The sequence below is a fragment of the Nocardiopsis sp. LOL_012 genome, assembly GCF_048060475.1.
Lineage (GTDB): Bacteria > Actinomycetota > Actinomycetes > Streptosporangiales > Streptosporangiaceae > Nocardiopsis.
On record NZ_JBHMIV010000003.1, the window covers coordinates 36,804 to 59,081 of the forward strand.

The following is a 22,278-nucleotide window of genomic DNA, read 5'->3' on the forward strand; positions in this document are numbered from 1 at the left end:
GGTCAGATGATCGCGGTGCTGGACTGGATCGCGGTGCTGTGCCTGGTGGCGGGGGCGCTGCTGTCCCTGGTCGCGGGGGTGGGCCTGGTGCGCTTCCCCGACCTGCTCTCCCGGATGCACACCGCCGCCAAGCCCCAGGTACTCGGGCTGCTCCTCGTCCTGGTGGGGATCGGTCTGCGCATCGCTCCGGTGGAGACCGGGGTGTTCAACGTGGGCACCCTGCTCCTGGTGGGCCTGTTCCAGATCATGACGGTGCCCGTCGCCGGCCACATCGCGGCCCGGGTGGCCTACCGTTCGGGGCGGATCCGGGAGGACCTGCTGGTCACCGACGAACTCGCCGAGCACCTGGAGCGGCGGCGCAGCGACGAGCAGTCCTGAGCATCCCCGCGTGCGCGGGGCTCACGACTCCCCAAAGCATCCGGGGAACTCGGGACCCGGTCCATCCCCGCGTGCGCGGGGCTCACGTACTCGCCCTTGACGTCGCCGGGCACCAACAGGGTCCATCCCCGCGTGCGCGGGGCTCACCACGACGCCCTCGACCCGATCTGCCTGAAGGTGGGTCCATCCCCGCGTGCGCGGGGCTCACTCCTTGGCGAGGTCGTCGATCTCGGAGTTCAAGGGTCCATCCCCGCGTGCGCGGGGCTCACGAAAGCGGCTTCGGGGCAAGCGCCCCGCCCCGGGGTCCATCCCCGCGTGCGCGGGGCTCACCCTAAATGACCTGGGACAACGCAGCGCTTTATCCTCTTGTAACATCGCTTGCGCGGCCTGTCCTCAACCGTATCGCCCTGGACACGTACACGCAGCCCTGCGGGCTCGCCGTCTGGTCGGCGGGGCGGCCCGGCGATAGACTCGGCGCGGGATCATGCTTCTGGTGAGCATGGACAAGGCCCCGGCCGTCATCGGACCGGGGCCTTCGTCTTGCCCGCTTCAAGAGCGAGCAGCGGCCTTGAGCAGGGCGTCCCACTCGGCGGAACCGAAAGCCAGGTGTCCCGCCTCGCGGTTCTGGGTGTCGCGGACGGCGGATCCGCCGGGGAAGTCGGCGACCTCCACGCAGTCCTGCCCCTTCGCGGAGGAGTAGGAGGACTTGCGGAACTGAAGGTGGGATTCGCTGGTGAACATCGTCGGTGTCCTCTAGTCGAGCTGGTTGAGTCGGCGCTCTATCCAGGCACGGGATTCCTCCACGCTGAGCGCGGCCGCCTGGACGTGGTCAAGCACCGTCTCGTAGAGCGTAATCTGCTCCGAATCCTCCATCAGCAAGCCGGACCCGCCGGTCTGCTCGGCGTAGACCGCTGACGGGTCATGGGGGAAATCCAGGATGACGAAGGAGCCGTCCATCCCGGCGTGCGGCCCCACGGAGTCGGGCAGGACCTGGACCCGCAGTGTCGGCCGTTGCACGTCGAGCAGGTGGCGGAGTTGTTCGGCGGCGATCTCGGGTGGGGTCTTGCGGAAAGCGGTTTCGTCGATGATCGCCCACAGGCGTGGTGCGTCCGCACGACTGAGAATGTGCTGACGGACCATACGCACTTCGACGCGGCGTTCCACCTCGTCTTCATCGGTGACGCCACCGGCTCGGATCATCGTGCGGGCGTAGCCCTCGGTCTGGAGCAGGCCGGGAAGGTGTTGGACCTGGTACGTGCGTATCCGCGAGGCTTCGGTCTCAAGGTCGATGTAGGTTCCGGCGCCGAGGATGTCCCGGTATCCGAACCACCATCCCGATTTGGAAGCCTCGCGGGCAAGCCTGCGGTAGGCCTCCCGCTCGTCTGGGTCCATGACGCCGTAGATGTCCAGAAGGATCTGGAGGTCGGCGTCGCGCACGCGCTGCTTGCGGGTCTCGATCCGGGTGATCTTGGCCTCGAACCAGCTCTTGTCCGGAGCCCGCTTCTTCGCTTCGGCAGCAGCCTGTTTCGCGGTCAGCCCTGTGTCCTCACGCAGACGGAGTAGCTGACGGGCCAGTCGTCGGCGTCGAAGGGTTGGACTGGCGGCCAAATCCTCGCTCCTCGTGATCCGGGCTGAACTGTGTTGGTGCTTCGACCCTACGCTCCGTGTCGCATCTTCAGACATTTGTCGCATCCTTCGACAGCATGAGTCAGTATCTACTGAGATTGTTTCATGCGATCTTGTAATGCATCTTGCGATCTGATGCGCAGTCAGCGACGATGGTGTCACCAGAAGCCGCCGGACCTCCCATCCGGCACGACCCCTGGAGGTGTGCGCTTTGCGCTACCTGCGACACGACGAACTCCGCCCCGTGCGGCGGCTCGCATCCACCGTCCCGCCCCCGCGCCGCCCGCGCCGCGCCCGCCGCGTGCGCTTCTACGCCCACCCGGCCGGAGACCTCGCACCGCTCGCCCAGGCCCTCGCCCGCCTGCTCACCCTCCAGGGGGCGGCCGCATGATCGACATCACCACCTCGGACCTGTTCGCGGCCGTCCGCGACGTCCTGGACGTGCCCCCGCCCGGCGGAGCGGACGGCCACCTGCCCTATCTGGAGCTGGTCCGCGACCGGGGCGCGGCGGCGCGTCGGGCGCTCGCCTACGCCGCCGATTCGGGGGACCTGGTGGGCGCGGTGGACATGGTGGAGGGAGCGCTCTCGCGCCTGCCCGTCTCCTACGCCACCGGGCCACAGCCCGAGCGGGCGCGCTCCATCCGGCGGGTGGTCTGACATGAACCACGTGTGCGACATCGCCGAACTGCGCTCGCTGGCCGACCTCGCCGCGTGGGCGCGCGGGCACGGGGCCGCCCTGCGCTACCTCGGCCCCGACCTCCAGGGCCGCGCGGTCTACGCCGCGACCCGGGGCCACCTGACCCGGGTGGCGGTCACCGACCGGCCCGACCCGCACCGGCCGCCGCTGGTGTGGACCTCACCCCTGGAGCGTCTGGAGAGGGCGACGTGACCGGGCTGGAACACGCCCTGGACCAGGTCCAGCGCGGAGCGTGGGTGCTCACCACCCGCACCGCACCCGACGGCACCGTGACCTACGTGGCCCACCGCCCACCCGGCTGGTCCGGCCCCGGCGATGCCTTCGAGGAGATCACCGCCCCGGATACGGCCGCGCTGCGCGCCCGGCTCGCCCACAGGTGCCGCAGGGACGCCTAGTCTCCGCGCGCCCGGGACCCCTGGAAGCCTCCCGGGCGCGCGGGGTCGAGGTGCGTTGTCGTGTAGTCGAGGTTCGCTCTGGGGCGAACCTCGGCGCTGATCTTCGTCCTGGGGCGAACCTCGACGGCGTGGTGGGGCGGGCACCGCACCCGACACGGTGACCGGTTCGGGACCGGGGAGGCCGCGGACCGGGCCGACCGTCCCGACCCGGGCTTCGGGACGGTCGGCACGCGAAGACCCCGGACCGCCGGAGAGGGCGACGATGACCCTTCTAACGCACGAAATCCTTTCTCTGCACACCTGAATACACATTCATCCATCAATCACCCCATTCTTCAATGAAACCCCCGTGTTTTTTGTTAGAAAAAACGAAAAGTCATGAAATCTCTGCGATTACCCATGCCTTCCGCCTAGGGTTCATGGCATCCGTAGAGGCCGTTTGTGGGCCGGAACCGTTCACCCGCGGGCCGACGCCAGTCGCTCGTTTCTTCCTTTGAGGAGCCGAGGTGCTCACCATCGACCAGGAGATGCAGGAGATGCTCCAGACCCCTGGAGTGTGCAGTGTCTGTCTCGTCGACTGGCGGACGGGCGACACCGTGGCCCGCGCCGGGGCCGAGGACCGGACCACGGACTCGGTATCACTCCTCCGAGCCATCGACAACGGTCCTCTCTACGACGCTGAGGCAGTGGAGGACCTGGTCGTCACCGACGGCGGCCACTATCTGCTGCTCGCCGTTCTGAAGGGCTCTGACCTCTGTGTTCAGGTACGGATGGAGCGCGGTCGGGGGCACCTCGGCTTCGCTCTGCGACAACTGCGCGGGTTGGCGGGCACGGCCCGCCTGCCGCCACCCCGCCGCGACCGCGGCCGCCCCGCGGCGCGCCCCGCGACCACCGTGGACCGGGCGCTGCTCGAACGCGTACTGGTGGGCCTCAGGTCGCTCTCGGTCGACAGGCCGAGGACCGGAGCGGTGATCGCGTGAGCGGTCGCCGGTTCCACTTGCGGCCGACCGTGCGCCGCTGGATGGCGCAGCGGCCCGCCCTGCGCCGAACCACACCGAATAGGGAGAAGGACATGCCGAATATCGAAACCGGTTTGAAGGACATGATGTCGATCGAAGGGGCTCTCGGAGCCGCCGTCGTCGACTACGGCAGCGGAATGGCTCTGGGAACCCTCAGCGCCACGAGCTCACTCGACCTCAACGTGGCCGCGGCCGGGAACACGGAAGTGGTCAGGGCCAAGATGAGGACCATGGACCAACTGGGGATCAACGAGACCCTTGAGGACATCCTCATCACCCTCTCCGGCCAGTACCACGTCATCCGCCCCCTCACCGACCGCAAGGGGCAGGGACTGTTCCTGTACCTGGCGCTGGACCGGTCCCGGAGCAACCTCGCCCTGGCCCGCCACCGCCTCAAGGGCATCGAGGAGACGCTGGAGGTCTGATCCGGCCCGCCGCGCTCAGCTCCGCTCGGTCACGCACGCCGGATCGTCGAGCACGGCGCGGACCACCGAGTGGGCGGCGCCGAGCAGCGGGCCCTCCTTGCCGAGCCGGGAGGCCGAGACCGGGCAGTCCCGGCCTCCGGTTCGGCGGGAGAGCTCCTCCTCCAGTGGGGGCAGTACCCAGGGGGCCAGGGCCGCGAGCTCACCGCCCACGACCACCGCCCGTGGGTCCAGCAGGTTCACCGCCCCCGCGAGCGCGATACCGAGGGCGGTCCCGGCGCCGCGCAGGGCTCGGAGCGCGGTCCGGTCCCCGCGGGCGGCGCGTTCGGCGAGGAGGCTGCTGCGCCCCTCCCCCGGGTCCAGCCCGGCCGCGCGCAGCACAGCGTCCTCCCCGGCGTACCGCTCCAGGCAGCCGCTGCCGCCGCACCGGCAGGCGGGACCGTCGGGGTGGACCGGGACGTGTCCGAGCTCGCCCGCGAACCCGTGGGTGCCGCGCAGCAGCCTCCCGTCCACGACCAGCGCCGCACCGATGCCGATCTCGGCCGAGACGTGCAGGAAGTCACGCGGTGCACCGGGGTCGAGCCAGAGCTCGGCGAGGCCGCCGTAGTTGGCCTCGTTGTCGACCGACAGCGGCGGAGCCCCGGGCAGGAGCGCCCCGAGATCGGTCCGGGGCCAGCCGAGGTTGGGGGCGCGGTCCAGGATCCTGCTGTCCCTGGCCACCAGGCCGGGGACGGCGACCGCGAGCCCCGCCGGCCACAGCCCCCGGCCACCGCACTCCTCGACGACCCGGCGCACCCGCAGTGCGAGGTCGGCCAGGACCGTCTCCGGCGGGCGGCCGCGGTTGGCGCCGCGCAGCTCGGCCCGGGCCCTGACCGTGCCGCGCAGGTCGACGGCGCACACGGCGAGGTGGTCGACGCCGATCTCGGCACCGATCCCCACCGGGCCGCGGTCGCTGACGGCGAGCGCGGAACCGGGGCGGCCCCGGCCCGCGGCGGGGGGCCGCCCCGGGCCGTACTCCTCCAGCAGGTCCCAGCGGACGAGGTCGTCGACCAGGGTGGAGACGGCGGCCCGGGTCAGGCCGGTGCTCGCGGCGACGGCGGCCCGGGAGAGCGGGCCCTCGGCGCTGACCGCGTGCATGACCCGGGCGAGGTTGCGACGGCGCATGCTCCGCTGCGTGTCGGGCAGGCCTCGGAGGCCGTCGGCGGAGCGGCTCGGTGGCGGTGTCATCGGCGGTCCAGCAGTGGGGTGGAGGCGTCGAGGATACCGGTGATCCGGTCGAGTGCGGCCTCGTCGCGCCCGACGGGGCCGAACACCGGGCCGCGGGCGGTGTTCCAGCGGCGGGCGACCGCGACCGGGTCCTCGCCGGTCAGCAGGCCCGCGGCCTGCGCGGCAGCGCCGAGCGCGACAAGCTCCTCGGCCTCGGGTACCCGCACCGCTCGGCCGCTGAGCCGGAGCACGGTCTCCCGCCAGGCGGTGCCGCGCGCCCCGCCACCGATGAGCAGCAGCGGGGCGCTGGGGTCGGCGTCCTCGTCCAGGACCAGGTCGAGGGCGCCGAGCAGGGCGTGCACGGCACCGTCGTAGGCGGCCTGGAGGAGCTGGCCGGGGGTGGTGTCGTGGGTCAGGCCGTGGACCAGCCCGGAGGCGCGGGGCAGGTCCGGGGTCCGTTCGCCGTCCAGGTAGGGGAGCACCGTCACGTCCGCGCCGGGCTCGACGGCCTCGCGGTCGAGCCCGATCAGCCGGGCCACCCGGTCCACGGCCAGGGTGCAGTTGAGGGTGCAGGCGAGGGGGAGCCAGCCGCCGACGGCGTCGGCGAACCCCGCCACCGTGCCCGTGGGGTCGGCGGGACGGCGCCCGGTGACCGTGTACACGGTGCCGGAGGTGCCCAGGCTCATCACCGGGGTGCCGGGGAGCAGTCCCAGGCCCAGGGCCGCGGCGGCGTTGTCGCCCGTGCCGGCGGCGACCCGGGTCCCGGGGGCGAGCGGCAGGCCGTCGCCGACCGTGCCGGCCGCCTGGCCGGGGCGGACCACGCGGGGGAGCAGGTCCGGGTCGAGACCGATCCGGTCGAGGATCTCCCCGTCGTAGGCCTCGGTGGCCGGGGACCACCAGCCGGTGCCGGAGGCGTCCCCGCGGTCGGTGGTGCCCAGGCCGGTGAGCCGCTCGGTGAGGTAGTCGTGCGGGAGGCGGACCGCGGCGACGCGGGCGAGGGACTCCGGTTCGTGCTCCGCCAGCCACGCCCACTTCGTCACGGTGAAGGAGGCGCCGGGCACACTGCCGGTGCGCTCCGCCCAGCCCGCCGGGCCGCCGAACTCCTCAGTCAGCCGCCGTGCCTGCGGCGCCGAGCGCACGTCGTTCCACAGCAGCGCGGGACGGACCGGCCTGCCCCCGGAGTCCAGGGTGACCAGGCCGTGCTGCTGTCCCGCGATCGAGACCGCACCTGCCCGGCGCGCCGCGTCCCCGCACTGGCGCAGCGCCTCGCACAGGGCGTCCCACCACTGCTGCGGGTCGCTCTCGCGGATCCCGCCCGGCGTGACGTTGTGGGGCGCCCGGCCCTCGGCCACGACGCTCCCGTCGGCGGTGTCGACCACCAGGGCCTTGGTGGACTGGGTGGAGGAGTCCACCCCGATGGCGAACGGACCTCGCGACGACATGTGTCCTCCTTCGTGTTCCGGGGGCCGCGGACCGGTCCCGCGGTGTCCCGGCGGTGGGCGGGTCCCGCCACGGGGTTGCCCGCGCACCGCGCTGCACCGCATAATAATTTGTCAACGGCCATGACAAAATAGCCGAGCCCGTGAGGAGCCCGCTATGAGCTACACACCCACCCCCGAGGACAGGTTCACCTTCGGTCTGTGGACCGTCGGCTGGCGGGGCGCGGACCCGTTCGGCGACGCCACCCGCCCCGCCCTCGACCCGGTCGAGGCGGTGCACCGCCTCGCCGCGCTCGGCGCCCACGGGGTGACCTTCCACGACGACGACCTCGTCCCCTTCGGCTCCTCCGCCACCGAACGCGACGCGATCATCGCGCGCCTGCGCACCGCCCTCGACGCCACCGGCATGAAGGTGCCGATGGCCACCACCAACCTCTTCTCCCACCCGGTGTTCAAGGACGGCGCCTTCACCGCCAACGACCGCGGCGTGCGCCGCTACGCCCTGCGCAAGGCCATGCGCAACATGGACCTGGCGGCCGAACTGGGCGCCACGACCTACGTCGCCTGGGGCGGGCGCGAGGGCTCCGAGTCCGGCGCCGCCAAGGACGTGCGCGCCGCTCTGGACCGGATGAAGGAGGCCTTCGACCTGCTGTGCGAGTACGTGGTCTCCCAGGGCTACGACCTGCGTCTGGCCATCGAGCCCAAGCCGAACGAACCGCGCGGCGACATCCTGCTCCCCACCATCGGCCACGCCCTGGCGTTCATCGACCGCCTGGAGCGCCCGGACATGGTCGGCCTCAACCCGGAGGTCGGCCACGAGCAGATGGCGGGGCTGAACTTCCCGCACGGCATCGCCCAGGCCCTGTGGTCGGGCAAGCTCTTCCACATCGACCTCAACGGCCAGTCCAGCATCAAGTACGACCAGGACCTGCGGTTCGGCGCCGGCGACCTGCGCCAGGCCTTCTGGCTGGTGGACCTGCTGGAGAGCTCGGACTACACGGGCCCGAGGCACTTCGACTTCAAACCGCCCCGGACGGAGGACTCCGAGGGTGTGTGGGCCTCCGCCGCGGGGAACATGCGCAACTACCTGATCCTCAAGGAGCGCGCCCTGGCCTTCCGCGCCGACCCGGAGGTCCGGGAGGCGCTGCGGATCTCCGGACTGGACGAACTGGCCGCGCCGACGGCCGAGGACGGCCTGCGGTCCCTGCTCGACGACCGCTCCTCCTTCGAGGACTTCGACGCGGACACGGCCGCCGAGCGCGGTATGGCCTTCGAGCGCCTCGACCAACTGGCCATGGACCACCTGCTGGGCGCCCGCGGCTGAACTCCCCGCCTGCGGCCGGTGCTCCGCCCCGGACCCGTCGGTGCCCGTGGCTAGGGTGGCGCCATGGTTTCCGGTCGGGCGGCCACGGTCGAGGCGTACCTGTCCGAACTGCCCGAGGACCGGGCGGAGACGCTGCGTGCGCTCCGCAGGGCCGTCCTGGACCGGCTGCCCCCGGCTATGAGGAGGGCATGCACTACGGGATGGTCTGCTACACCGTCCCGCTGGAGCGCTTCCCCGACACCTACAACGGGCAGCCGCTGACGTACGCCGGTATCGCGGCCCAGAAGCGGCACTTCTCCCTGTACCTCATGAGCGTGTACTGCGAGCAGCGCCAGGACGAGTTCGCCGAGCAGTCGGAGGCCGCCGGGAAGAGGCCGGACATGGGGAAGTCGTGTGTCCGGTTCCGCGATCTGGACGGCGTGGCCCTGGACGTGGTGGGCGACTGGGTGGCGCGCTACCCGGTGGAGGACTTCATCGCCGCACACCGCCGGACCTGAGGCCCGGCGGTGTGCCCGCCCCGGTCAGTGTTGGGCGGGTCTCCCCAGGTGCTCGGTGAAGAAGGCGTCGATGCGCCGCCACGCGTCGGCGGCCGCCTCGGGGTGCGGGCCGATCCCGGTCACCCTCGCCAGCGGTCGGAGGAGCGCGGGGCCGTTGGGCCCCTCGTTCATGAAGGAGTGGCCGGCGCCGGGGTACTCCTTCACGTCGTGCGCCACCCCCTCCGCCGTCAGGGCGGCCTCCAGTCTCGCCGCGGCGCCGGGGGTCTGCCAGTCCTTCGACCCGTAGCTGGCGACCATCGGACACGCGCCGCGGACCGCCTCCGACAGGTCGTTGCAGAGGACCCCGTAGTTGGGCGCGGCGGCGTCGAAGCGGGGCGCGGTCACGATCGCGAAGCCGCCGCCCATGCAGAAGCCGACGACCCCGATCCGGCCCGTGCAGTCGGGCCGGTCCAGCAGCCAGCGCCGGCCCGCCTCGATGTCGGTGACGGCGCGTCCGCGCCCACGCGACATGGCACGCATCACCCCGGCCACGCACCGCCACTTCCCGCCCTGGCTGTACAGGTCGGGGACGATCGTGAGGTAGCCGAGCCGGGCCAGGCGGTCGGCGTGGAGCCTCATCTGGGCGTCGACCCCGAAGACCTCGTGGGCGACCACGACGCCCGGCCAGGGGCCCTCGCCCTCCGGCCGGGCCGTGTATCCGCGCAGTCTCGGAGAACCGTCGTTGTCTCGGGTGTAGGAACTCAGGTCGGTGTCGGGCACGCTCGCCCCTCTCACTCGTCCCGGGCACGGCGAACCGCCGGTGCGGGTGGTCCCGCTACCAGGTTCAGCCGAGGAGGGGCCCCAGCAGTTCGTAGGCCTCCTCCAGGCGGGCGGAGACGTCCTCCGGTCCGCCGGAGAGCCGCATGGCGGCGAGCTCGCAGGCCGTGGCGGTCTGGGCGGCGACCACCGCGACCGCCTCGACGACGCCCCTCTCCATCAGCGCGTCGGCCATCCTGTCCGCCCGGCGCTGCTGGAGGAGCAGGTGGCGCGACCGCAGTTCGGGACTCTCCCTCATCAGCCGGGACAGCACGGCCGCGTGGGTGTAGGGCTGGTCGGCGGGGGGCCGGACCGCCGCGCCGGCCTCCCTCAACAGGGAGAGGGCGGCTGACAGGTCGTCGCCGACCGGGAGCGGCGGCTTCTCGCGGATGTGGGCGCACACGCGGTCCACCTCGTCCGCGGCGTCGGCGAACACCACCTGTTGTTTGTCGCCAAAGTACCGAAAGAAGGTGGTTCGCCCAACTTCGGCGTGTTCGGCGATCGCCGCGACAGTGACGTTGTCGAACCCGTGCTCAGCGAAAAGCCGGAAGGCGGCCGAGACGATCGCGGCCCTGGCCTTGCGCCGTTTACGGGCATGGAGTGTATCCGGGGGGTGGTGCATGGGCGACCCTATCGAGTGGAAACCCGACTCTCTGTGAGACGTGGGACCATCAGGACCCTAGTCCCAAAACGCTTCGCAGGAAGCCGGGCAGCGGGAAGTCTGTGGCCGTGAACGCCAGAGGGCACGGGCTTCGAGCACGGCCAAGGGCTCGAAGCGCCCGTGCTACGTGTTGAGGCGGAATTGTATTGCAGGACCGCCGAGCGATGGCAACCGGCTCCACGGCGAAGGACGGCGCTCTACGCGTGTATCGCCTCCCTGGCGGGGTTATGCCGCCGAACGGTGCTCCTTTTCCCGCCCGGTGGATTCCGCCGACCGACAGCGTCTGGCAAATCCTACCCCGAGCCCCGGAAACCCCACACCTCGCTGCTACCCCAGAACGTCACACACTCGTGCCACAGTGGTGGCCAGTCACACACATTGGAGAATTCCATGGCGTACCTCCTGGTCATCGGCACACGCAAGGGGCTGTTCACCGCCCGGTCCCGAGACCGCCGATCCTGGGACGTGAGCGGTCCGCACCACCTCGACGCGGACGAGCGCACCGGCACGGGCCCGGTGTACGCGGTCGGGATCGATCCGCACTCCGGCCGGGTCCTCGCCGGGGTGGAGCACTGGCACTACGGACCGAGCCTCTGGTATAGCGACGACGGTGCCGCCACGTGGAAGGAACCCGCCTCGGCGCCCATCGCCTTCCCCGAGGACACCGGGGCCTCCTGCACCCGGGTCTGGCAGTTCGCCTTCGGCCCCGAACCGGGCACCGTGTACGCGGGTGTGGAACCGCACGCCCTCTTCCGGTCCACGGACGGCGGTCTGAGTTTCGAACTCGTGCGCGCACTCTGGGACCACCCGCACCGGGCCGACTGGTTCCCCGGCGCGGGCGGCGGAGCCGTCCACACCATCCTGCCGGGCCTCCTGGGCCGCGATCGGCGCTCCTCCGACGCCATCACGGTCGCCATGTCCACCGGGGGCGTCTACCAGACCCGGGACGGCGGGGCCAGTTGGGGCCCGGCCAACCGGGGGATCTCCGCGGGCTTCATACCGGGAGAGGAGCCCGAGTACGGGCAGTGCGTCCACAAGGTCGCCGCCGCCCCCGACGGCCTGCTCTACGCCCAGAACCACCACGGTGTCTACCGCAGCGACGACCCCGCCGGCCAGGGCTGGACCGCCGTGGAGGAGGGCCTGCCCACCGACTTCGGGTTCGCGCTGGTCCCGCACCCCCGGCGCCCGGGGTCAGCGCTCACCTTCCCCGTGGTCAGCCAGGAGGTCCACTTCCCTCCCGGCGACCGTCTGAGCGTGTACCGCACCGACGACGCCGGCGACCTGTGGCGGCCGGCCACGGACGGCCTGCCCCAGGACCCCTACTACGGGATCGTGCTCCGCGACGGCGCGTGCACCGACGGCGCGGAGGAGCCCGGGTTCTACTTCGGCACCCGCACCGGCGACGTGTTCGCCGCGGTCGACACCGGTGACGGCGCGATGCGCTGGCACCAGGTGGCCGCCCACCTTCCCGATGTCCTGTGCGTCCGCGCGGCGGGGTGCGCGGCATGAGGGTGACGGTCCACCTCCCAGGACTGCTGCGCGCCGACGCGGGCGGAGCCGCGCACGTGCCCCTCGACGTCGACGACGGAACCGCGCTGCGCGGGGTCCTCGACGCCCTGGCCGCCCGGCACCCCGGCCTGGACCGGAGGATCCGCGACGAGCAGGGGGCACTGCGCCGCTACGTGAACGTGTTCGTGGGCGACGACGAGTGCCGGGGCCTCGGCGGCCTGGACGCCGAGGTCCCCGACGGCACCGACGTACGGCTACTGCCGTCGGTCGCCGGGGGGTGAGACCGGGCCCTACCACTGGGCGGGGGCGTAGTCCTTCAGGAAGCAGCCGTGCAGGTCCTCGCCCAGCTCACCGCGGACGATCGGGTCGTACACGCGCGCCGCGCCGTCCTCCAGGTCCAGCGGCGCGTGGAAGCCCTCCCCGGCGATGCGCTCCTTGTCCGGGTGCGGGCGCTCGTCGGTGATCCAGCCCGTGTCCACACTGGTCATGAGGATGCCGTCGGTCTCCAGCATCTCCTGGGAGCCGGTGCGGGTGAGCATGTTCAGCGCGGCCTTGGCCATGTTGGTGTGGGGGTGGCCCGGCCCCTTGTAGCCGCGGCCGAACACGCCCTCCATCGCCGACACGTTGACGACGTAGGTGCGCCGGGCCGGGGAGGCGGCCAGCGCCGGGCGCAGCCGGTCCACGAGCAGGAACGGCGCGCTGACGTTGCAGAGCTGCACCTCCAGCATCTCCACCGGGTCGACCTCGCCGACCTTGCGCGTCCAACTGTTGACGGGGGCCAGGTCCGGCACCAGCCCGCCCGCGTCGATGGCCGTACCCTGCCGCACCCGCTCCATGGAGGCGGAGCCGGTGGTCAGCGCCAGCGAGGCGAGCATCTCCGGGGTGAAGCGCGCACCGCCCGGCACCGTCCCCTCCCCGTCGGCCCCCTCCAGGGCGTGGGGCCGCACCCCGCCCAGGACCAGCGGCCGGGGCAGGCCCTCACCGGTGAGCGGCAGCGCCTCGGCCGCCACCAGCGGCCCGTAGGAGCCCGGCGCGCGCTTGACGGTCTGCGCGGCGTTGTTGATCAGGATGTCCAGGTGCCCCTGCTCGGCCACGGAGTCGGCCAGCCGGAGCACCTGGGCGGGGTCGCGCAGATCGATGCCGACCACCCGGAGGCGGTGCAGCCACCGGTCGCTGTCGGGCATGGCCGCGAACCGGCGCACGGCGTCCTTGGGGAAGCGGGTGGTGACCGTGGTGTGCGCGCCGTCGCGGAGCAGCCGCAGGGCGATGTACATCCCGATCTTGGCGCGGCCGCCGGTGAGCAGGGCCCGACGGCCGGTCAGGTCGGTGCGCGCGGCGCGGCGCCGCCTGTTGAGGTCCGCGCACGGCGGGCACATCTGGTGGTAGAAGGCGTCGACCTCGGTGTACTTCTGCTTGCAGACGTAGCAGGGCCGGGGCCTGCGCAGGACTCCGGCCAGCGCTCCGGTCGCGGTACCGGTGAGGGCGCGGCCGTTGGTCTCGTCGTCGATCCGGTCCGGCGCCGCGGTGGCGGTGGCCGCCAGGACGGCGTCGTCGTGCGCCTTCTCCGCCGCCCTGCGCTCCCGGCGCCGGTTGGCCTTGAGGCTCTTGAAGAGCTTGGCGGTGGCCCGTTGCAGGGCGAGTGAGTCCGGATGCCGGCTCGGCAGCCCCTCCGCGCGCTGGAGCACCTCCAGGCACACCCTCAGGTGCTCCGGGTCGATCCCCGCCGTCTCCGTCGTCGTTTCCGTCACCGCTGGCTCCACCGCTGTCCTCGTGCGCCCCTGGGCGGGGCCAAGAGGAACCCTACGCGCACCCGGGGACCGCGATGGCTGGGCCCGCTACTCCTCCCAGGAGGGGTCGAACCGGGGGTGGCCCCTGTACACGGAGGCCAGGTACTTGAGGGCCAGCCGCCAGGCGAGCAGTTCCGCCCACGGGTCCCCGTCGCCGGGAGAGGGCCGTGAGGAGGGGTCGATGCTGCGCATGCTCTGAGAGTGCGCCCGGGTGTACCCCTGGACGATCCTGCGCTTGGCCGCCACCTCGGCCAGCGCCCGGTCCCGTCCCCGGGACCCCTCGGGAACGGCCTTGGACGCACGCTCGTCCTCGTCCAGCCGAGCGTTCAGGAACTCCACGATCGTCAACGGACGGCTCCCCTCCTGTCCACACTGTCCTCATGCGTTCGGTTTAGTATCTGTGATAGGCCCGCATCGGGCCACGCGCCGGGTCAGACGCACCCCTCGAACTGGGGAACGCTCGTGAGGACCTCCAGGTCGCTGTCGCCGAACCAGGTCTCCAGCAGCCCCTCGGCGGTGCCGTCCTGGTACATCTCGGTGATCGCCTTGTTGACCGCTTCGCAGGCCCGCACGTCCCCGTGGGGCAGTCCGACACCGTACTTCTCCTGCGTGAACGGGCTGTTGACCAGGCGGAAAGCCTCGGGCTCCCGCGCGAGGAAACCCGCGAGGATCAGGTCGTCGGTGGACACCGCGTCCACCTCGCCCTCCCGCAGCGCGTCGACGCACGCGCTGTAGCTCGGCGCCTCCACGAGTTCGGCACCGATACCGAGCCCCTCGGTGACCCGTGTCGGCGAGTACGACCCCCGGGCCTGGCAGAGCCTGCGCCCCTCCAGGTCGTGCACACCCTGGATGCCGGTGTCGTCGGCGGCCACCATCAGGTCCTGCTGGGCCACGTAGTAGGGACCGCCGAACGTCACCTCGGTCTTGCGCGCCTGAGTGATGGAGTAGGTCGCCACCACCATGTCCACCTCACCGCCGACGAGCACCTTCTCCCGCTCAGCGGAGGTGACCCCGGTCAGTTCCACCCGTTCCGGGGGGAAGCCCATCCGCTCCGCGAGGTAGTGGGCGACATCCACGTCGAAGCCGGTGAGCTCACCGTCTGGCCCCTCCAGTCCCAGGCCGGGCTGGTCGTACTTGACCCCCACGGTGAGCGTCGCCCCGTCCAGGACCGACGGCGGCTCCGCGACCAGTGCCGAGCAGGCCGACGCCCCCAGCGCCAGTACCATCGCCGAGGCCGCCGCCCCGCGTCCGCATCGCACTCCCATACTCCTCTCCCCTCTCTCGGACGGATCGGCGTTCCCGGCCTCACCGGTACTCCGCGAGCCGGGGCCGGACCCCCAGCAGGACCAGGCCGAGCAGGGCCAGGGATCCGGCCGTCGGCAGCCACGCCCACAGCGACAGCACCGCCTCTCCCCTCTCGATCCCCTCGTGGAACGCCTCCACGTGCAGTTCGGTCAGCCCATCCAACGCGCTCTGGCAGTCCGGGAAGGTGCCGTTCCCGGAGTCGGCGATCGCCATCCGCACCGCGATCGCCGTGTCCGTGTCGCCCTCACGGGCGGCCTCCCTGAGCGCACCGTCCTGTTCCTGGAGCCGGTCGTAGCACTCCAGGACCTCGGCCAGCGCGTCCTCGTGCTCCTGTCCCGGCAGGATCGCCTCCTGTGCGCGCTCCCCGAGGTAGCCCAGCGTGCCCGGGTCACCGCCCTCCTCCCGTCCTCCCGGCAGGTCCGGGTAGGCGGCGGCCACCTCGTCCACCCGCGCGTAGTAGGCGTCGAGGTTCTCCGCGGGACGGAACAGGATCTGCTGGGCCCGTTCCAGGTACACCTGCTGGTAGGCGTCGGCCTGTCCGGGGTCGGCGAGGTAGCGGCTCTGATCCGCCTGCATGTCGGTGGCGAGCGCGCCGGCCCGCGCCAGCGCCATGGCGGCGTCCAGCCCCTCCTCCTTGGCGTCATGCTGGTGCCCGCTGCCCGCGTTCAGGACGAGGACCACCCCGACGGTGAGGGCGACCGTCCCGGCCGTCGCCGCCAGGAGCGGCGGGTTGAACCGGCGCCGGAACCGCGCGCGGAAGTAGAGCTGGAGCCCCGCCAGCGACGCGAGGGCCGCCGTGCCGGACCCGCAGACCCACACCAGGCCCAGAGCGACGGAGCGCTGTCCGTCCCCGTGGTTGCGCCGCACGATGGCCGAGGAGTCCAGCCCCAGGTTGAACGCCTTGGGCAGCAGTTCGGTGTGCATCAGCCTGGTCGCGCGGCGGTACTCCGCCAGCGCCACCGCGTCCACCTCCCCCGGGGGCGCCTCCGCCTGGTCGTTGAACAGGCGCGCCTGGGTGGCGAGGCGCTCGTAGTCCCCCATCCCGTCGAGGACCTCCTGGACGTTGCGCTCCTCCACGCTGTCGCCCTCGGTGAGCGAGGCCGCCTGGAGCAGCGCCTCGTTGGCGCGGTCGCGGCTGGACCCGTAGCGCTCCAGGGCGTCCTCGCGGCCGGAGCCCAGGTCGTGGTCGGTCCCCATGAGGAGTACGTCCGCCACCCGGGCGTCCATGTCGGCCAGGGCCAGGTAGAGGTCGGTGGTGGCCATCGCCCGGGGCCCGGCGTCACGGCCCAGGACGTACAGCCCGTCGCGTGCCTGCCCCAGAGCCAGGGCCGACGACGAGAAGAGTCCGGCGATCGCGGCGACGCACACTCCGGTCAGGGTCCACACCCGGAGCGGGGTCGAGGCCCGGCGGCGCACCGGTACGCGCTCTCCGGCGCCGGGACGGGTCACCGGCGCTCATCCCCTCTGGATGGTGATGACTGTCCACGCTCCGACGTAGATCCTGTCGCTGTCATACAGGGGAACCTCCACGTTGCGGGGGATGGGGTCGGTGGTTCCGTTGATGGTGGTGCCGTTGGTCGAACCGGCGTCGAGCAGGGACCAGGTCCCTCCGAGCCGGGGCAGCAGGACCGCGTGTTCGTGGGAGACCGCGGGATCGCCCTCAGGGCCCCCCAGGTCGATCTCGGGGGTGAGACCGCGCGACTTGCTACGCCGACCGATATGTACCCGTTCACCCCGGAGAGTGAGCCTACGCTGCGCACGCTGTACGGGATAGGCGATCTGCGCGGGGTCGATCATGCCCCGGTCGACCATGTACTGGTAGTAGGCCGGGTCGGGCGACACGATCGCCCGCCAGCGCACATCGGCGAGGGCCCCGTCCGGGCCGGGGCGGCGCGGGTACCGGTCCTCGGACTGCGAGGCGAAGTCGAAACCGCACTCCTCGCAGAACCGGCCGGCCCGGGACGTACCGCAGTCCGGGCAGGGGCCGCCCCGGGGCCCGTCGGCGCACGGCTGCGAAGCCGCCTGCGACTCGGTGTGCGGCGGAGCCGTCGACGGACCGTTCCAGGGCCGCGGGGCCGGAGGGGGCGGTGTGGCCTCCTGGAGGCGGAGGCCGCAGACGTCGCAGAGGTCGGGGGCGGCGGACACGTGCCCTGAGGGGCAACTGGGCATGGGGGGTCACTCCTACCCGAGGGCCCCGAAGCGGCGCCGTGCGCGACCGCCCCGGGGCCCGGGAAGCATTCAGTGTTCTCTGCCGCCGGGTCTGCCCCACCCCTCGGGGACGGGGACGACCACGACGGTGATGTTGTCCTTGCCACCGGCCGCGAGGGCGAGATCGACGTACCGGCGGGCGGTGGCCTCGGGCGCGGTGGCCGCTCCGGGCGCGGCGGCAGCCAGCTTCTCGGCCTCGGGGTAGTAGTTCCACAGGCCGTCGCTGCACAGGACCACGGCACCGGGGCCGGAGGGCGTGACGGTGGAGATGTGCGCGTCGACCTTGCCGGAGTCGGCACCCATCCAGGCGACGAGGGCGTGGGCGTTGGCCGAGCGCATCGCCTCCTCCCGGGAGAGCACCCCGGCCTCCACCATGGCCTCGCTCCAGGAGTCGTCCTTGGTGAGCAGTGCGGAGGCGCTGGAGCCGGGACCGTCGGAGACCCAGTAGGCGCGGCTGTCACCGACCCATCCGACCGTGACCTCTCCGGTATCGGGGCGCACCACCGCCGAGACGAAGGTGCAGGCGGGCGCGGAACCGGGTGACTCCGCGATCGCGGCGACGGCCTGGGCGGCCTCGACCATCGCCGCGCCGGTCGCCTCCCGCGGGTCCTCTCCCCGGCGGACGCGTTCGGCGAGGACCTCGGCGCCCGTCTCGGCGGTCACCCTGGACGCCTCGTCGGGCCGGGGGGAGCTGGACACCCCGTCGCAGACCACGGCGACCACCGTGCCGGGGGCGCCGGTGTCCAGCACCCGGACCGCCATGGCGTCCTCGTTGCGCTTGTGCCGCAGCCCCCGGTCGCTGACGCCGACCGCGCCGGGGACACGCACGGCGACGTGGTCGCGTCCGGTGGGTTGGAGGCGCTCGCAGGCGTCGCAGTAGCCGTCCCGCACCCGGCCCGGACACCACACGCACACGGCGGGGTCTGCCGAGGCGGCGGGGGCGCCGTCCGCGGGGCCGCGCCAGAGGTCACGGGTCACCGTGGCGTCCTCGTCCCGGACGGAGGCCCCACCGGCCAGGCTCACCTGCGGTGCGGTGGGGGCGCCCTCGTCCGGCGCCAGCCCCGGACGGTCCCCCGCGGCGTCGCCGACCGAGCCCGACAGGCTCACCTGCGGTGCGGTGATCGCCGCGCCGGGGCTCTCGGCGGGGGCGTCCCTGATCTCGCCCGGAAGGGTGCGTCCGCACCCTTCGCAGAAGGCGTCACCAGCGGCCACCCTGTCGGAGCACGCGGGGCAGGTGCGCACCTTGGTCATCGCGGTTCCCTCGTTCCTCACAGCAGTGTCACGGGGCGTAGGGAGTTGGCCTTGTCTATGAGCTCGTGGCGCTCCCGTACCGTCTCGGCACGGTGCGCCAGGGCCCGGTAGCGGCGCTCCAGGTTGCTACGTACCCCGTCCTCGGTCGGTGGGGCGCCCAGGATCTCCTCGCCCCCCGGTGCCCGGCCGTCCGGGCCGAGCCAGGAGAGGAGGCTCTCCAGCACCCTGACGCCCAGGCGGTCGGAGGTCTCGGCGTCCAGTCCGAGCCGTTCCAGCCGTCGGCCTGCTTCCAGGAAGTCCCCGACCTCCGTGGCGGGGTGCCGGGCGGCGAGGACGGATACGAGTGCCGTCTGGGCGTGAATGTACATGCTGGACAGTTCGGGCACCGTGTCCAGGACGGCGATCGCGGCGGCCCGGTCGCCCTGCGCGAGGCGGATGCGCGCCAGTCCGAACGCGGCGCTGACGAAGGAGTGGTCGGTGCCCCACACGGTCCGGTACTGGTCGGCGGCGGTCCTGTGGTCTCCGGTCCGCTCCGCGGCGATGGCCAGGCCGAGCTTGGGGGCGCTCTCCCCGGGCAGGTGGTCGTAGAGCCGGTCGAAGTGGTCGCCCGCCTCGTGGAAGCGGCCGGTGCCGAGTTCGGCGACGGCGAGGTACCACATGGTGCGCCAGTCGCCGGGGACCCGCTCGCTGAACCGCTGGAGGGCGTCCATGGCCTCGCCGAAGCGGCCCGCGGTGATCAGGGCCCGGCACAGCGCGAGCAGGGTCTCGGGGGTCGGGGAGGCCATCCCCAGCAGGGTGTGGACCAACTCGTCCGAGGACAGCGCTGAGAAGCCGCGCAGGTGCTGGGCGGCCGGGTCCCCGGGGTCGATCAGCGGGGTGGGCAGGAGCGCGGCCGCCTCGGTGGGCGAGGGCGGGACGAGCATGAGGTCGGCGTCGCGGGCGCTCGTGCCCACGGTGTGGTTCTCCCCGCCGAAGAGCGTCGAGGGGGCGGGGTGGGGCGTGCCCCTGATCTCGGACAGCACCTCGCGCAGGACTCCGGTGAGCTGGTCGGCCATGTCGCCCGCGTCGTGGAAGCGCAGTTCGGGTTCGATGTGGGTGCTCCGGCGCAGCAGCCGGTCGAAGGACTCGTGGCGCTGGAGCAGCGGCACGGACGATCGGGGCGGAAGGGCGTACTGGTACGTGCGCACGGCGTCGAACCGGAAGGCGAGCACGGCCAGGGTCCGTCCCACCGAGTACAGGTCGGAGCTGACGGAGGGGCCGGGGCCGCGCAGCTCCTCCTCCGGGACGCGGTATCCGGGCGTGGTGTACACCGGGCTCCCGGTGTCGTCCACCCGGCGCACGCCGCCCAGGTCGATGAGCGTGATCTGCTCCTCGCCCTGGATGACGTTGTCCGGCTTGAAGTCGCAGTAGAGCAGCCCCTTGGAGTGCAGGTAGCCCAGGGCCCGCAGGCTCTCCAGGCCGTAGGCGATGACCTGGTCGAGGGGGAGGACCCCCCGGCCGGCGGCGGCCTCCCCGGGTTCGGTCAGCAACTGGCGCAGCGACCTCCCGCCGACGTACTCCATGACGATGTGGCCGACGGGGACGCCGGTGCGCGGATCGGGGTACTGGGAGAAGTTGATGATCTTGACGATGTTGGGGTGCTCGACCTCGGACAGGAACGCACGCTCGGCGGCGGCTGCCTTGTGCGCCTCGGCGTCACCGACGTTGAGCAGGCCCTTGAGCACCACCCACCGGTCGTTGACGTTGCGGTCCCTCGCCAGGTAGATCCAGCCGAGTCCGCCGTGTGCCAGGCAGCCGAGCACCTCGTACTGTCCGCCGACCATGTCCCCGGGGGCGAGCCTGGGGGTGAAGGAGAAGGGGGTCCCGCAGGCGGTGCAGTAGCCCTCGGCCCGTCCCGGGCGGTCGCCCCGCGACCGGCCCACCCTCTCCCCGCAGTTGCCGCAGAACCGGTTCCTCTCCGCGACCACGGGCTCGGACAGGACCGCCTCGGAGGGCTCCCGGTAGGGGACGGCCGGCATCTCGACCATCCCCAGGCCGAGCATGCCGCGGATGGGGCGCGGGAGGGACCGGCCCGTGAAGGAGACCCCGCCCCGGGCCCCGCCGTTCCCGGTCGGCGCGCCGGGGCCCGACCGGCCGGAGATCCGGACGTCGCCGGAGGAGATCGGGTGGGAGCGGACGGGGTCGGGCCCGGCGGGGCCGGAGGAGAGCCACTGCTCGACGACGGTGTCGGGGGCGGAGCGCCCACGGCCCCCGGGAGGGGGGAGGCCGACGGCGGGACGTCCGCACACACCGCAGATCCCGTCCTCGACCGGGCCACCGCAGCCCGGCGCAGTGCACGTCGTCATCTGATCACACCACCGCCATCGCTTTCATCGTCCGATGCCGCCGGACCGAGGATGGTTCTGCCTTCGGAAGAGGTGGTTTCCACCAGTTCCCGGAGCCTGCGCAGGTACGAGGACAGGGTCTCGGTGGCCGCAGGCAGGTCGCACGGTGTGCTCCACAGCTCCCAGTGCGCCTCGCCGTGCAGCCCGGCGAGACGGCCGTCCTCGGCGCACCCGGCACGGACGGCGCGGGAGCGGTAGGCGTCCAGGCGGCCGCGGAGCCGCGCCCTGCTCTCCAGCAGACCGGTGAGGGCGGCCTCCCGTTCGCGGGCGGTGTCCGTCGCCTCGTGGATGTCCCGCTGGAGTTCTCCCAGCCGGGTACCGAGGTCGCGCCAGCGCCCGGCGTCGCGCAGGCGGTCCAGGTCCGCGACGGCCGCGCGCAGGTCGGGCACGGGATCGGGGACGTCGGGCGCAGCGGGGCGGGAGATCCTCGCCACGACCGTGGCCCGCAGGCTGCGGGCCCGGCTCAGGACCGCCGCCACGTCGTCGACCGCGTAGCGCAGGCGGGTGACGTTCTCGTCGTAGGAGTCGCGCATGCGCAGGGCGTCGCGCAGTTCCCCGCGGGTGCGTTCGAGCCGTCCGCGCAGGCGCTCCAAGGCGGAGGTGTCCACACGCCCGTCGTCCACGAGGGCGAGGGGGTCGAACCGCACCACCTCGGCCTGGTGGAAGACGGCGGCCCCGAGCGGGTCGTACTCGGTTCTGTCGAGTCCGACCATGTCGGCGAGGGTGCCGATGTCGTTCCACACGGCGTCGAGCTCGGTGATCCGGGGGCCGAGGGCGTCCCAGGCGGTCTCCACGGCGGAGACGGTCTCGGTGACCACCGAGTAGTGGGCACAGATCCGGGCGACGGCCTCGGCGGAGGTGATCGGACCCAGCGGTGCCGCCACGGACGGCCCGTCGAGGAGGCGGCCGATCTCGGTCCGGCTCGCGGGGTCCGCGGTGGCACGCAGTCCGGTGGCGCGGTCGACGACGTCCCGGAGGGCGGAGGTGAGGTCCCGCAGGCCGTGGACGTGCTCCTCCACGGACTCCCAGCGCTCGCGGGTGCGTCCGGCCAGGTCCGTGGCCTTGGGCATCCGGTGGACGATACGGCGGTCCAGGTCCGCGAGGTCGAGGGTGATCCGGTCGGCCTCACCGCGCACCCGGTTGAGCGCGTGGTCGATGCCCTCCCAGCTCATCGGGGTGCTCTCCGCCCCGGGTGCGCCGCCCACCTTCCCCGCACTCCCCCTGTCGCACACCCGTGTCCGCGCCGCTCGCCGACGACCGGTGATCCGATATCCGCTAGGACGAGTCTGGCGGGAGCGCCCCCGAACCACAAGGGAATGCCGGAGTTGCCGTCATGAGCGCTGTGAGGCGTAGCGTGTCCGGAAAACGGTCCGTG

Annotated in this window: 24 protein-coding genes, 1 pseudogene and 1 CRISPR repeat array; of the genes and pseudogenes, 11 read left to right on the top strand and 14 right to left on the bottom strand. The window is 72.5% G+C overall.

What is annotated here, in order from left to right; translation table 11 throughout:
* Positions 1–6: 6 nt before the first annotated feature.
* Positions 7–366 (top strand): annotated as a pseudogene (mnhG, locus tag ACFHWE_RS02765) (monovalent cation/H(+) antiporter subunit G); the annotation flags it as partial.
* A gap of 8 nt (positions 367–374) precedes the next feature.
* Positions 375–708: a CRISPR direct-repeat array (repeat unit 29 nt; unit sequence GGGTCCATCCCCGCGTGCGCGGGGCTCAC).
* 219 nt (positions 709–927) lie between these two features.
* Here the strand turns inward: mnhG and ACFHWE_RS02770 are convergent.
* Positions 928–1,119: a DUF397 domain-containing protein gene (locus ACFHWE_RS02770; protein ID WP_416598949.1), complete on the bottom strand. Its 192-nt coding sequence runs from the start codon at positions 1,117–1,119 to the stop codon at positions 928–930.
* 12 nt (positions 1,120–1,131) lie between these two features.
* The gene (locus tag ACFHWE_RS02775; RefSeq protein ID WP_416598950.1) at positions 1,132–1,986 is read right to left on the bottom strand and encodes a DUF5753 domain-containing protein; all 855 of its coding nucleotides are present in this window, start codon (positions 1,984–1,986) and stop codon (positions 1,132–1,134) included.
* Positions 1,987–2,215: 229 nt separating this feature from the next.
* Between ACFHWE_RS02775 and ACFHWE_RS02780 the strand changes: the two genes are divergently transcribed.
* From ACFHWE_RS02780 to ACFHWE_RS02805, 6 genes are all read left to right on the top strand, one after another.
* Positions 2,216–2,395: a hypothetical protein gene (locus ACFHWE_RS02780; protein WP_416598951.1), complete on the top strand. Its 180-nt coding sequence runs from the start codon at positions 2,216–2,218 to the stop codon at positions 2,393–2,395.
* On the top strand, positions 2,392–2,661 hold the full coding sequence (locus tag ACFHWE_RS02785; RefSeq protein ID WP_416598952.1) for a hypothetical protein: 270 nt from the start codon (positions 2,392–2,394) through the stop codon (positions 2,659–2,661). The genes ACFHWE_RS02780 and ACFHWE_RS02785 overlap by 4 nt, the downstream gene beginning before the upstream one ends.
* 1 nt (position 2,662) lies before the next feature.
* Entirely contained in the window at positions 2,663–2,893 is a 231-nt protein-coding gene (locus ACFHWE_RS02790; RefSeq protein ID WP_416598953.1) for a hypothetical protein, read from the top strand.
* Positions 2,890–3,096, top strand: coding sequence for a hypothetical protein (locus tag ACFHWE_RS02795; protein ID WP_416598954.1), 207 nt, complete (start codon positions 2,890–2,892; stop codon positions 3,094–3,096). Before ACFHWE_RS02790 ends, ACFHWE_RS02795 begins: the two co-directional genes overlap by 4 nt.
* Positions 3,097–3,602: 506 nt before the next feature.
* Positions 3,603–4,076, top strand: coding sequence for a hypothetical protein (locus tag ACFHWE_RS02800; protein ID WP_416598955.1), 474 nt, complete (start codon positions 3,603–3,605; stop codon positions 4,074–4,076).
* Between the two features lie 92 nt (positions 4,077–4,168).
* On the top strand, positions 4,169–4,540 hold the full coding sequence (locus ACFHWE_RS02805) for a hypothetical protein (protein ID WP_416598956.1): 372 nt from the start codon (positions 4,169–4,171) through the stop codon (positions 4,538–4,540).
* 15 nt (positions 4,541–4,555) lie between these two features.
* Here the strand turns inward: ACFHWE_RS02805 and ACFHWE_RS02810 are convergent, their stop codons facing one another.
* Both ACFHWE_RS02810 and xylB read right to left on the bottom strand, forming a co-directional pair.
* Entirely contained in the window at positions 4,556–5,764 is a 1,209-nt protein-coding gene (locus tag ACFHWE_RS02810) for an ROK family protein (protein WP_416598957.1), read from the bottom strand.
* Positions 5,761–7,185 (bottom strand): xylulokinase, encoded by a 1,425-nt coding sequence (xylB, locus tag ACFHWE_RS02815; protein WP_416598958.1) that lies wholly within the window; start codon positions 7,183–7,185, stop codon positions 5,761–5,763. Before xylB ends, ACFHWE_RS02810 begins: the two co-directional genes overlap by 4 nt.
* A gap of 154 nt (positions 7,186–7,339) precedes the next feature.
* Here xylB and xylA point away from each other — a divergent pair, with 154 nt between their 5' ends.
* Positions 7,340–8,506, top strand: a complete 1,167-nt coding sequence (xylA, locus tag ACFHWE_RS02820; protein ID WP_416598959.1) for a xylose isomerase — start codon at positions 7,340–7,342, stop codon at positions 8,504–8,506.
* Between the two features lie 188 nt (positions 8,507–8,694).
* Positions 8,695–9,003: a DUF1801 domain-containing protein gene (locus tag ACFHWE_RS02825; protein ID WP_416598960.1), complete on the top strand. Its 309-nt coding sequence runs from the start codon at positions 8,695–8,697 to the stop codon at positions 9,001–9,003.
* Positions 9,004–9,027: 24 nt separating this feature from the next.
* Here the strand turns inward: ACFHWE_RS02825 and ACFHWE_RS02830 are convergent, their stop codons facing one another.
* Both ACFHWE_RS02830 and ACFHWE_RS02835 read right to left on the bottom strand, forming a co-directional pair.
* Positions 9,028–9,762 (bottom strand): dienelactone hydrolase family protein, encoded by a 735-nt coding sequence (locus ACFHWE_RS02830; RefSeq protein ID WP_416598961.1) that lies wholly within the window; start codon positions 9,760–9,762, stop codon positions 9,028–9,030.
* Positions 9,763–9,826: 64 nt separating this feature from the next.
* Positions 9,827–10,420: a TetR family transcriptional regulator gene (locus tag ACFHWE_RS02835; protein ID WP_416598962.1), complete on the bottom strand. Its 594-nt coding sequence runs from the start codon at positions 10,418–10,420 to the stop codon at positions 9,827–9,829.
* Between the two features lie 429 nt (positions 10,421–10,849).
* On the opposite strand from ACFHWE_RS02835, the gene ACFHWE_RS02840 reads away from it, so the two are divergent.
* Together ACFHWE_RS02840 and ACFHWE_RS02845 are read left to right on the top strand one after the other, a co-directional pair.
* Complete coding sequence (locus ACFHWE_RS02840; RefSeq protein WP_416598963.1) at positions 10,850–11,968, top strand: WD40/YVTN/BNR-like repeat-containing protein; 1,119 nt, start codon at positions 10,850–10,852, stop codon at positions 11,966–11,968.
* Positions 11,965–12,249 (top strand): MoaD/ThiS family protein, encoded by a 285-nt coding sequence (locus tag ACFHWE_RS02845; protein ID WP_416598964.1) that lies wholly within the window; start codon positions 11,965–11,967, stop codon positions 12,247–12,249. Before ACFHWE_RS02840 ends, ACFHWE_RS02845 begins: the two co-directional genes overlap by 4 nt.
* A gap of 9 nt (positions 12,250–12,258) precedes the next feature.
* Here ACFHWE_RS02845 and ACFHWE_RS02850 read toward each other — a convergent pair whose 3' ends face one another.
* From ACFHWE_RS02850 to ACFHWE_RS02885, 8 genes are all read right to left on the bottom strand, one after another.
* Complete coding sequence (locus tag ACFHWE_RS02850; RefSeq protein ID WP_416598965.1) at positions 12,259–13,716, bottom strand: SDR family NAD(P)-dependent oxidoreductase; 1,458 nt, start codon at positions 13,714–13,716, stop codon at positions 12,259–12,261.
* 87 nt (positions 13,717–13,803) lie between these two features.
* Entirely contained in the window at positions 13,804–14,103 is a 300-nt protein-coding gene (locus ACFHWE_RS02855; RefSeq protein WP_416598966.1) for a DUF6221 family protein, read from the bottom strand.
* An 83-nt stretch (positions 14,104–14,186) separates the two neighbouring features.
* Complete coding sequence (locus ACFHWE_RS02860; RefSeq protein WP_416598967.1) at positions 14,187–15,020, bottom strand: glutamate ABC transporter substrate-binding protein; 834 nt, start codon at positions 15,018–15,020, stop codon at positions 14,187–14,189.
* Between the two features lie 40 nt (positions 15,021–15,060).
* Positions 15,061–16,509 (bottom strand): hypothetical protein, encoded by a 1,449-nt coding sequence (locus tag ACFHWE_RS02865; protein WP_416598968.1) that lies wholly within the window; start codon positions 16,507–16,509, stop codon positions 15,061–15,063.
* A 6-nt stretch (positions 16,510–16,515) separates the two neighbouring features.
* Complete coding sequence (locus tag ACFHWE_RS02870) at positions 16,516–17,229, bottom strand: FHA domain-containing protein (protein ID WP_416598969.1); 714 nt, start codon at positions 17,227–17,229, stop codon at positions 16,516–16,518.
* Between the two features lie 69 nt (positions 17,230–17,298).
* On the bottom strand, positions 17,299–18,519 hold the full coding sequence (locus tag ACFHWE_RS02875) for a PP2C family protein-serine/threonine phosphatase (RefSeq protein ID WP_416598970.1): 1,221 nt from the start codon (positions 18,517–18,519) through the stop codon (positions 17,299–17,301).
* A 17-nt stretch (positions 18,520–18,536) separates the two neighbouring features.
* Positions 18,537–20,864 carry a tetratricopeptide repeat protein gene (locus ACFHWE_RS02880; protein ID WP_416598971.1) on the bottom strand — a complete coding sequence of 776 codons (2,328 nt, stop codon included), beginning with the start codon at positions 20,862–20,864 and terminating at the stop codon, positions 18,537–18,539.
* Positions 20,861–22,075, bottom strand: a complete 1,215-nt coding sequence (locus tag ACFHWE_RS02885) for a hypothetical protein (RefSeq protein ID WP_416599112.1) — start codon at positions 22,073–22,075, stop codon at positions 20,861–20,863. The genes ACFHWE_RS02880 and ACFHWE_RS02885 overlap by 4 nt, the downstream gene beginning before the upstream one ends.
* Positions 22,076–22,278 lie beyond the last annotated feature (203 nt).

What these genes read in the sequence shown, in the direction of transcription:
- ACFHWE_RS02770 (WP_416598949.1), bottom strand. Translation starts at nt 1,119, where the DNA reads ATGTTCACCAGCGAATCCCACCTTCAGTTCCGCAAGTCCTCCTACTCC.
- ACFHWE_RS02785 (WP_416598952.1), top strand. Translation starts at nt 2,392, where the DNA reads ATGATCGACATCACCACCTCGGACCTGTTCGCGGCCGTCCGCGACGTC.
- ACFHWE_RS02790 (WP_416598953.1), top strand. Translation starts at nt 2,663, where the DNA reads ATGAACCACGTGTGCGACATCGCCGAACTGCGCTCGCTGGCCGACCTC.
- ACFHWE_RS02805 (WP_416598956.1), top strand. Translation starts at nt 4,169, where the DNA reads ATGCCGAATATCGAAACCGGTTTGAAGGACATGATGTCGATCGAAGGG.
- ACFHWE_RS02810 (WP_416598957.1), bottom strand. Translation starts at nt 5,764, where the DNA reads ATGACACCGCCACCGAGCCGCTCCGCCGACGGCCTCCGAGGCCTGCCC.
- xylB (WP_416598958.1), bottom strand. Translation starts at nt 7,185, where the DNA reads ATGTCGTCGCGAGGTCCGTTCGCCATCGGGGTGGACTCCTCCACCCAG.
- xylA (WP_416598959.1), top strand. Translation starts at nt 7,340, where the DNA reads ATGAGCTACACACCCACCCCCGAGGACAGGTTCACCTTCGGTCTGTGG.
- ACFHWE_RS02825 (WP_416598960.1), top strand. Translation starts at nt 8,695, where the DNA reads ATGCACTACGGGATGGTCTGCTACACCGTCCCGCTGGAGCGCTTCCCC.
- ACFHWE_RS02835 (WP_416598962.1), bottom strand. Translation starts at nt 10,420, where the DNA reads ATGCACCACCCCCCGGATACACTCCATGCCCGTAAACGGCGCAAGGCC.
- ACFHWE_RS02840 (WP_416598963.1), top strand. Translation starts at nt 10,850, where the DNA reads ATGGCGTACCTCCTGGTCATCGGCACACGCAAGGGGCTGTTCACCGCC.
- ACFHWE_RS02845 (WP_416598964.1), top strand. Translation starts at nt 11,965, where the DNA reads ATGAGGGTGACGGTCCACCTCCCAGGACTGCTGCGCGCCGACGCGGGC.
- ACFHWE_RS02860 (WP_416598967.1), bottom strand. Translation starts at nt 15,020, where the DNA reads ATGGGAGTGCGATGCGGACGCGGGGCGGCGGCCTCGGCGATGGTACTG.
- ACFHWE_RS02870 (WP_416598969.1), bottom strand. Translation starts at nt 17,229, where the DNA reads ATGCCCAGTTGCCCCTCAGGGCACGTGTCCGCCGCCCCCGACCTCTGC.
- ACFHWE_RS02875 (WP_416598970.1), bottom strand. Translation starts at nt 18,519, where the DNA reads ATGACCAAGGTGCGCACCTGCCCCGCGTGCTCCGACAGGGTGGCCGCT.
- ACFHWE_RS02880 (WP_416598971.1), bottom strand. Translation starts at nt 20,864, where the DNA reads ATGACGACGTGCACTGCGCCGGGCTGCGGTGGCCCGGTCGAGGACGGG.
- ACFHWE_RS02885 (WP_416599112.1), bottom strand. Translation starts at nt 22,075, where the DNA reads ATGAGCTGGGAGGGCATCGACCACGCGCTCAACCGGGTGCGCGGTGAG.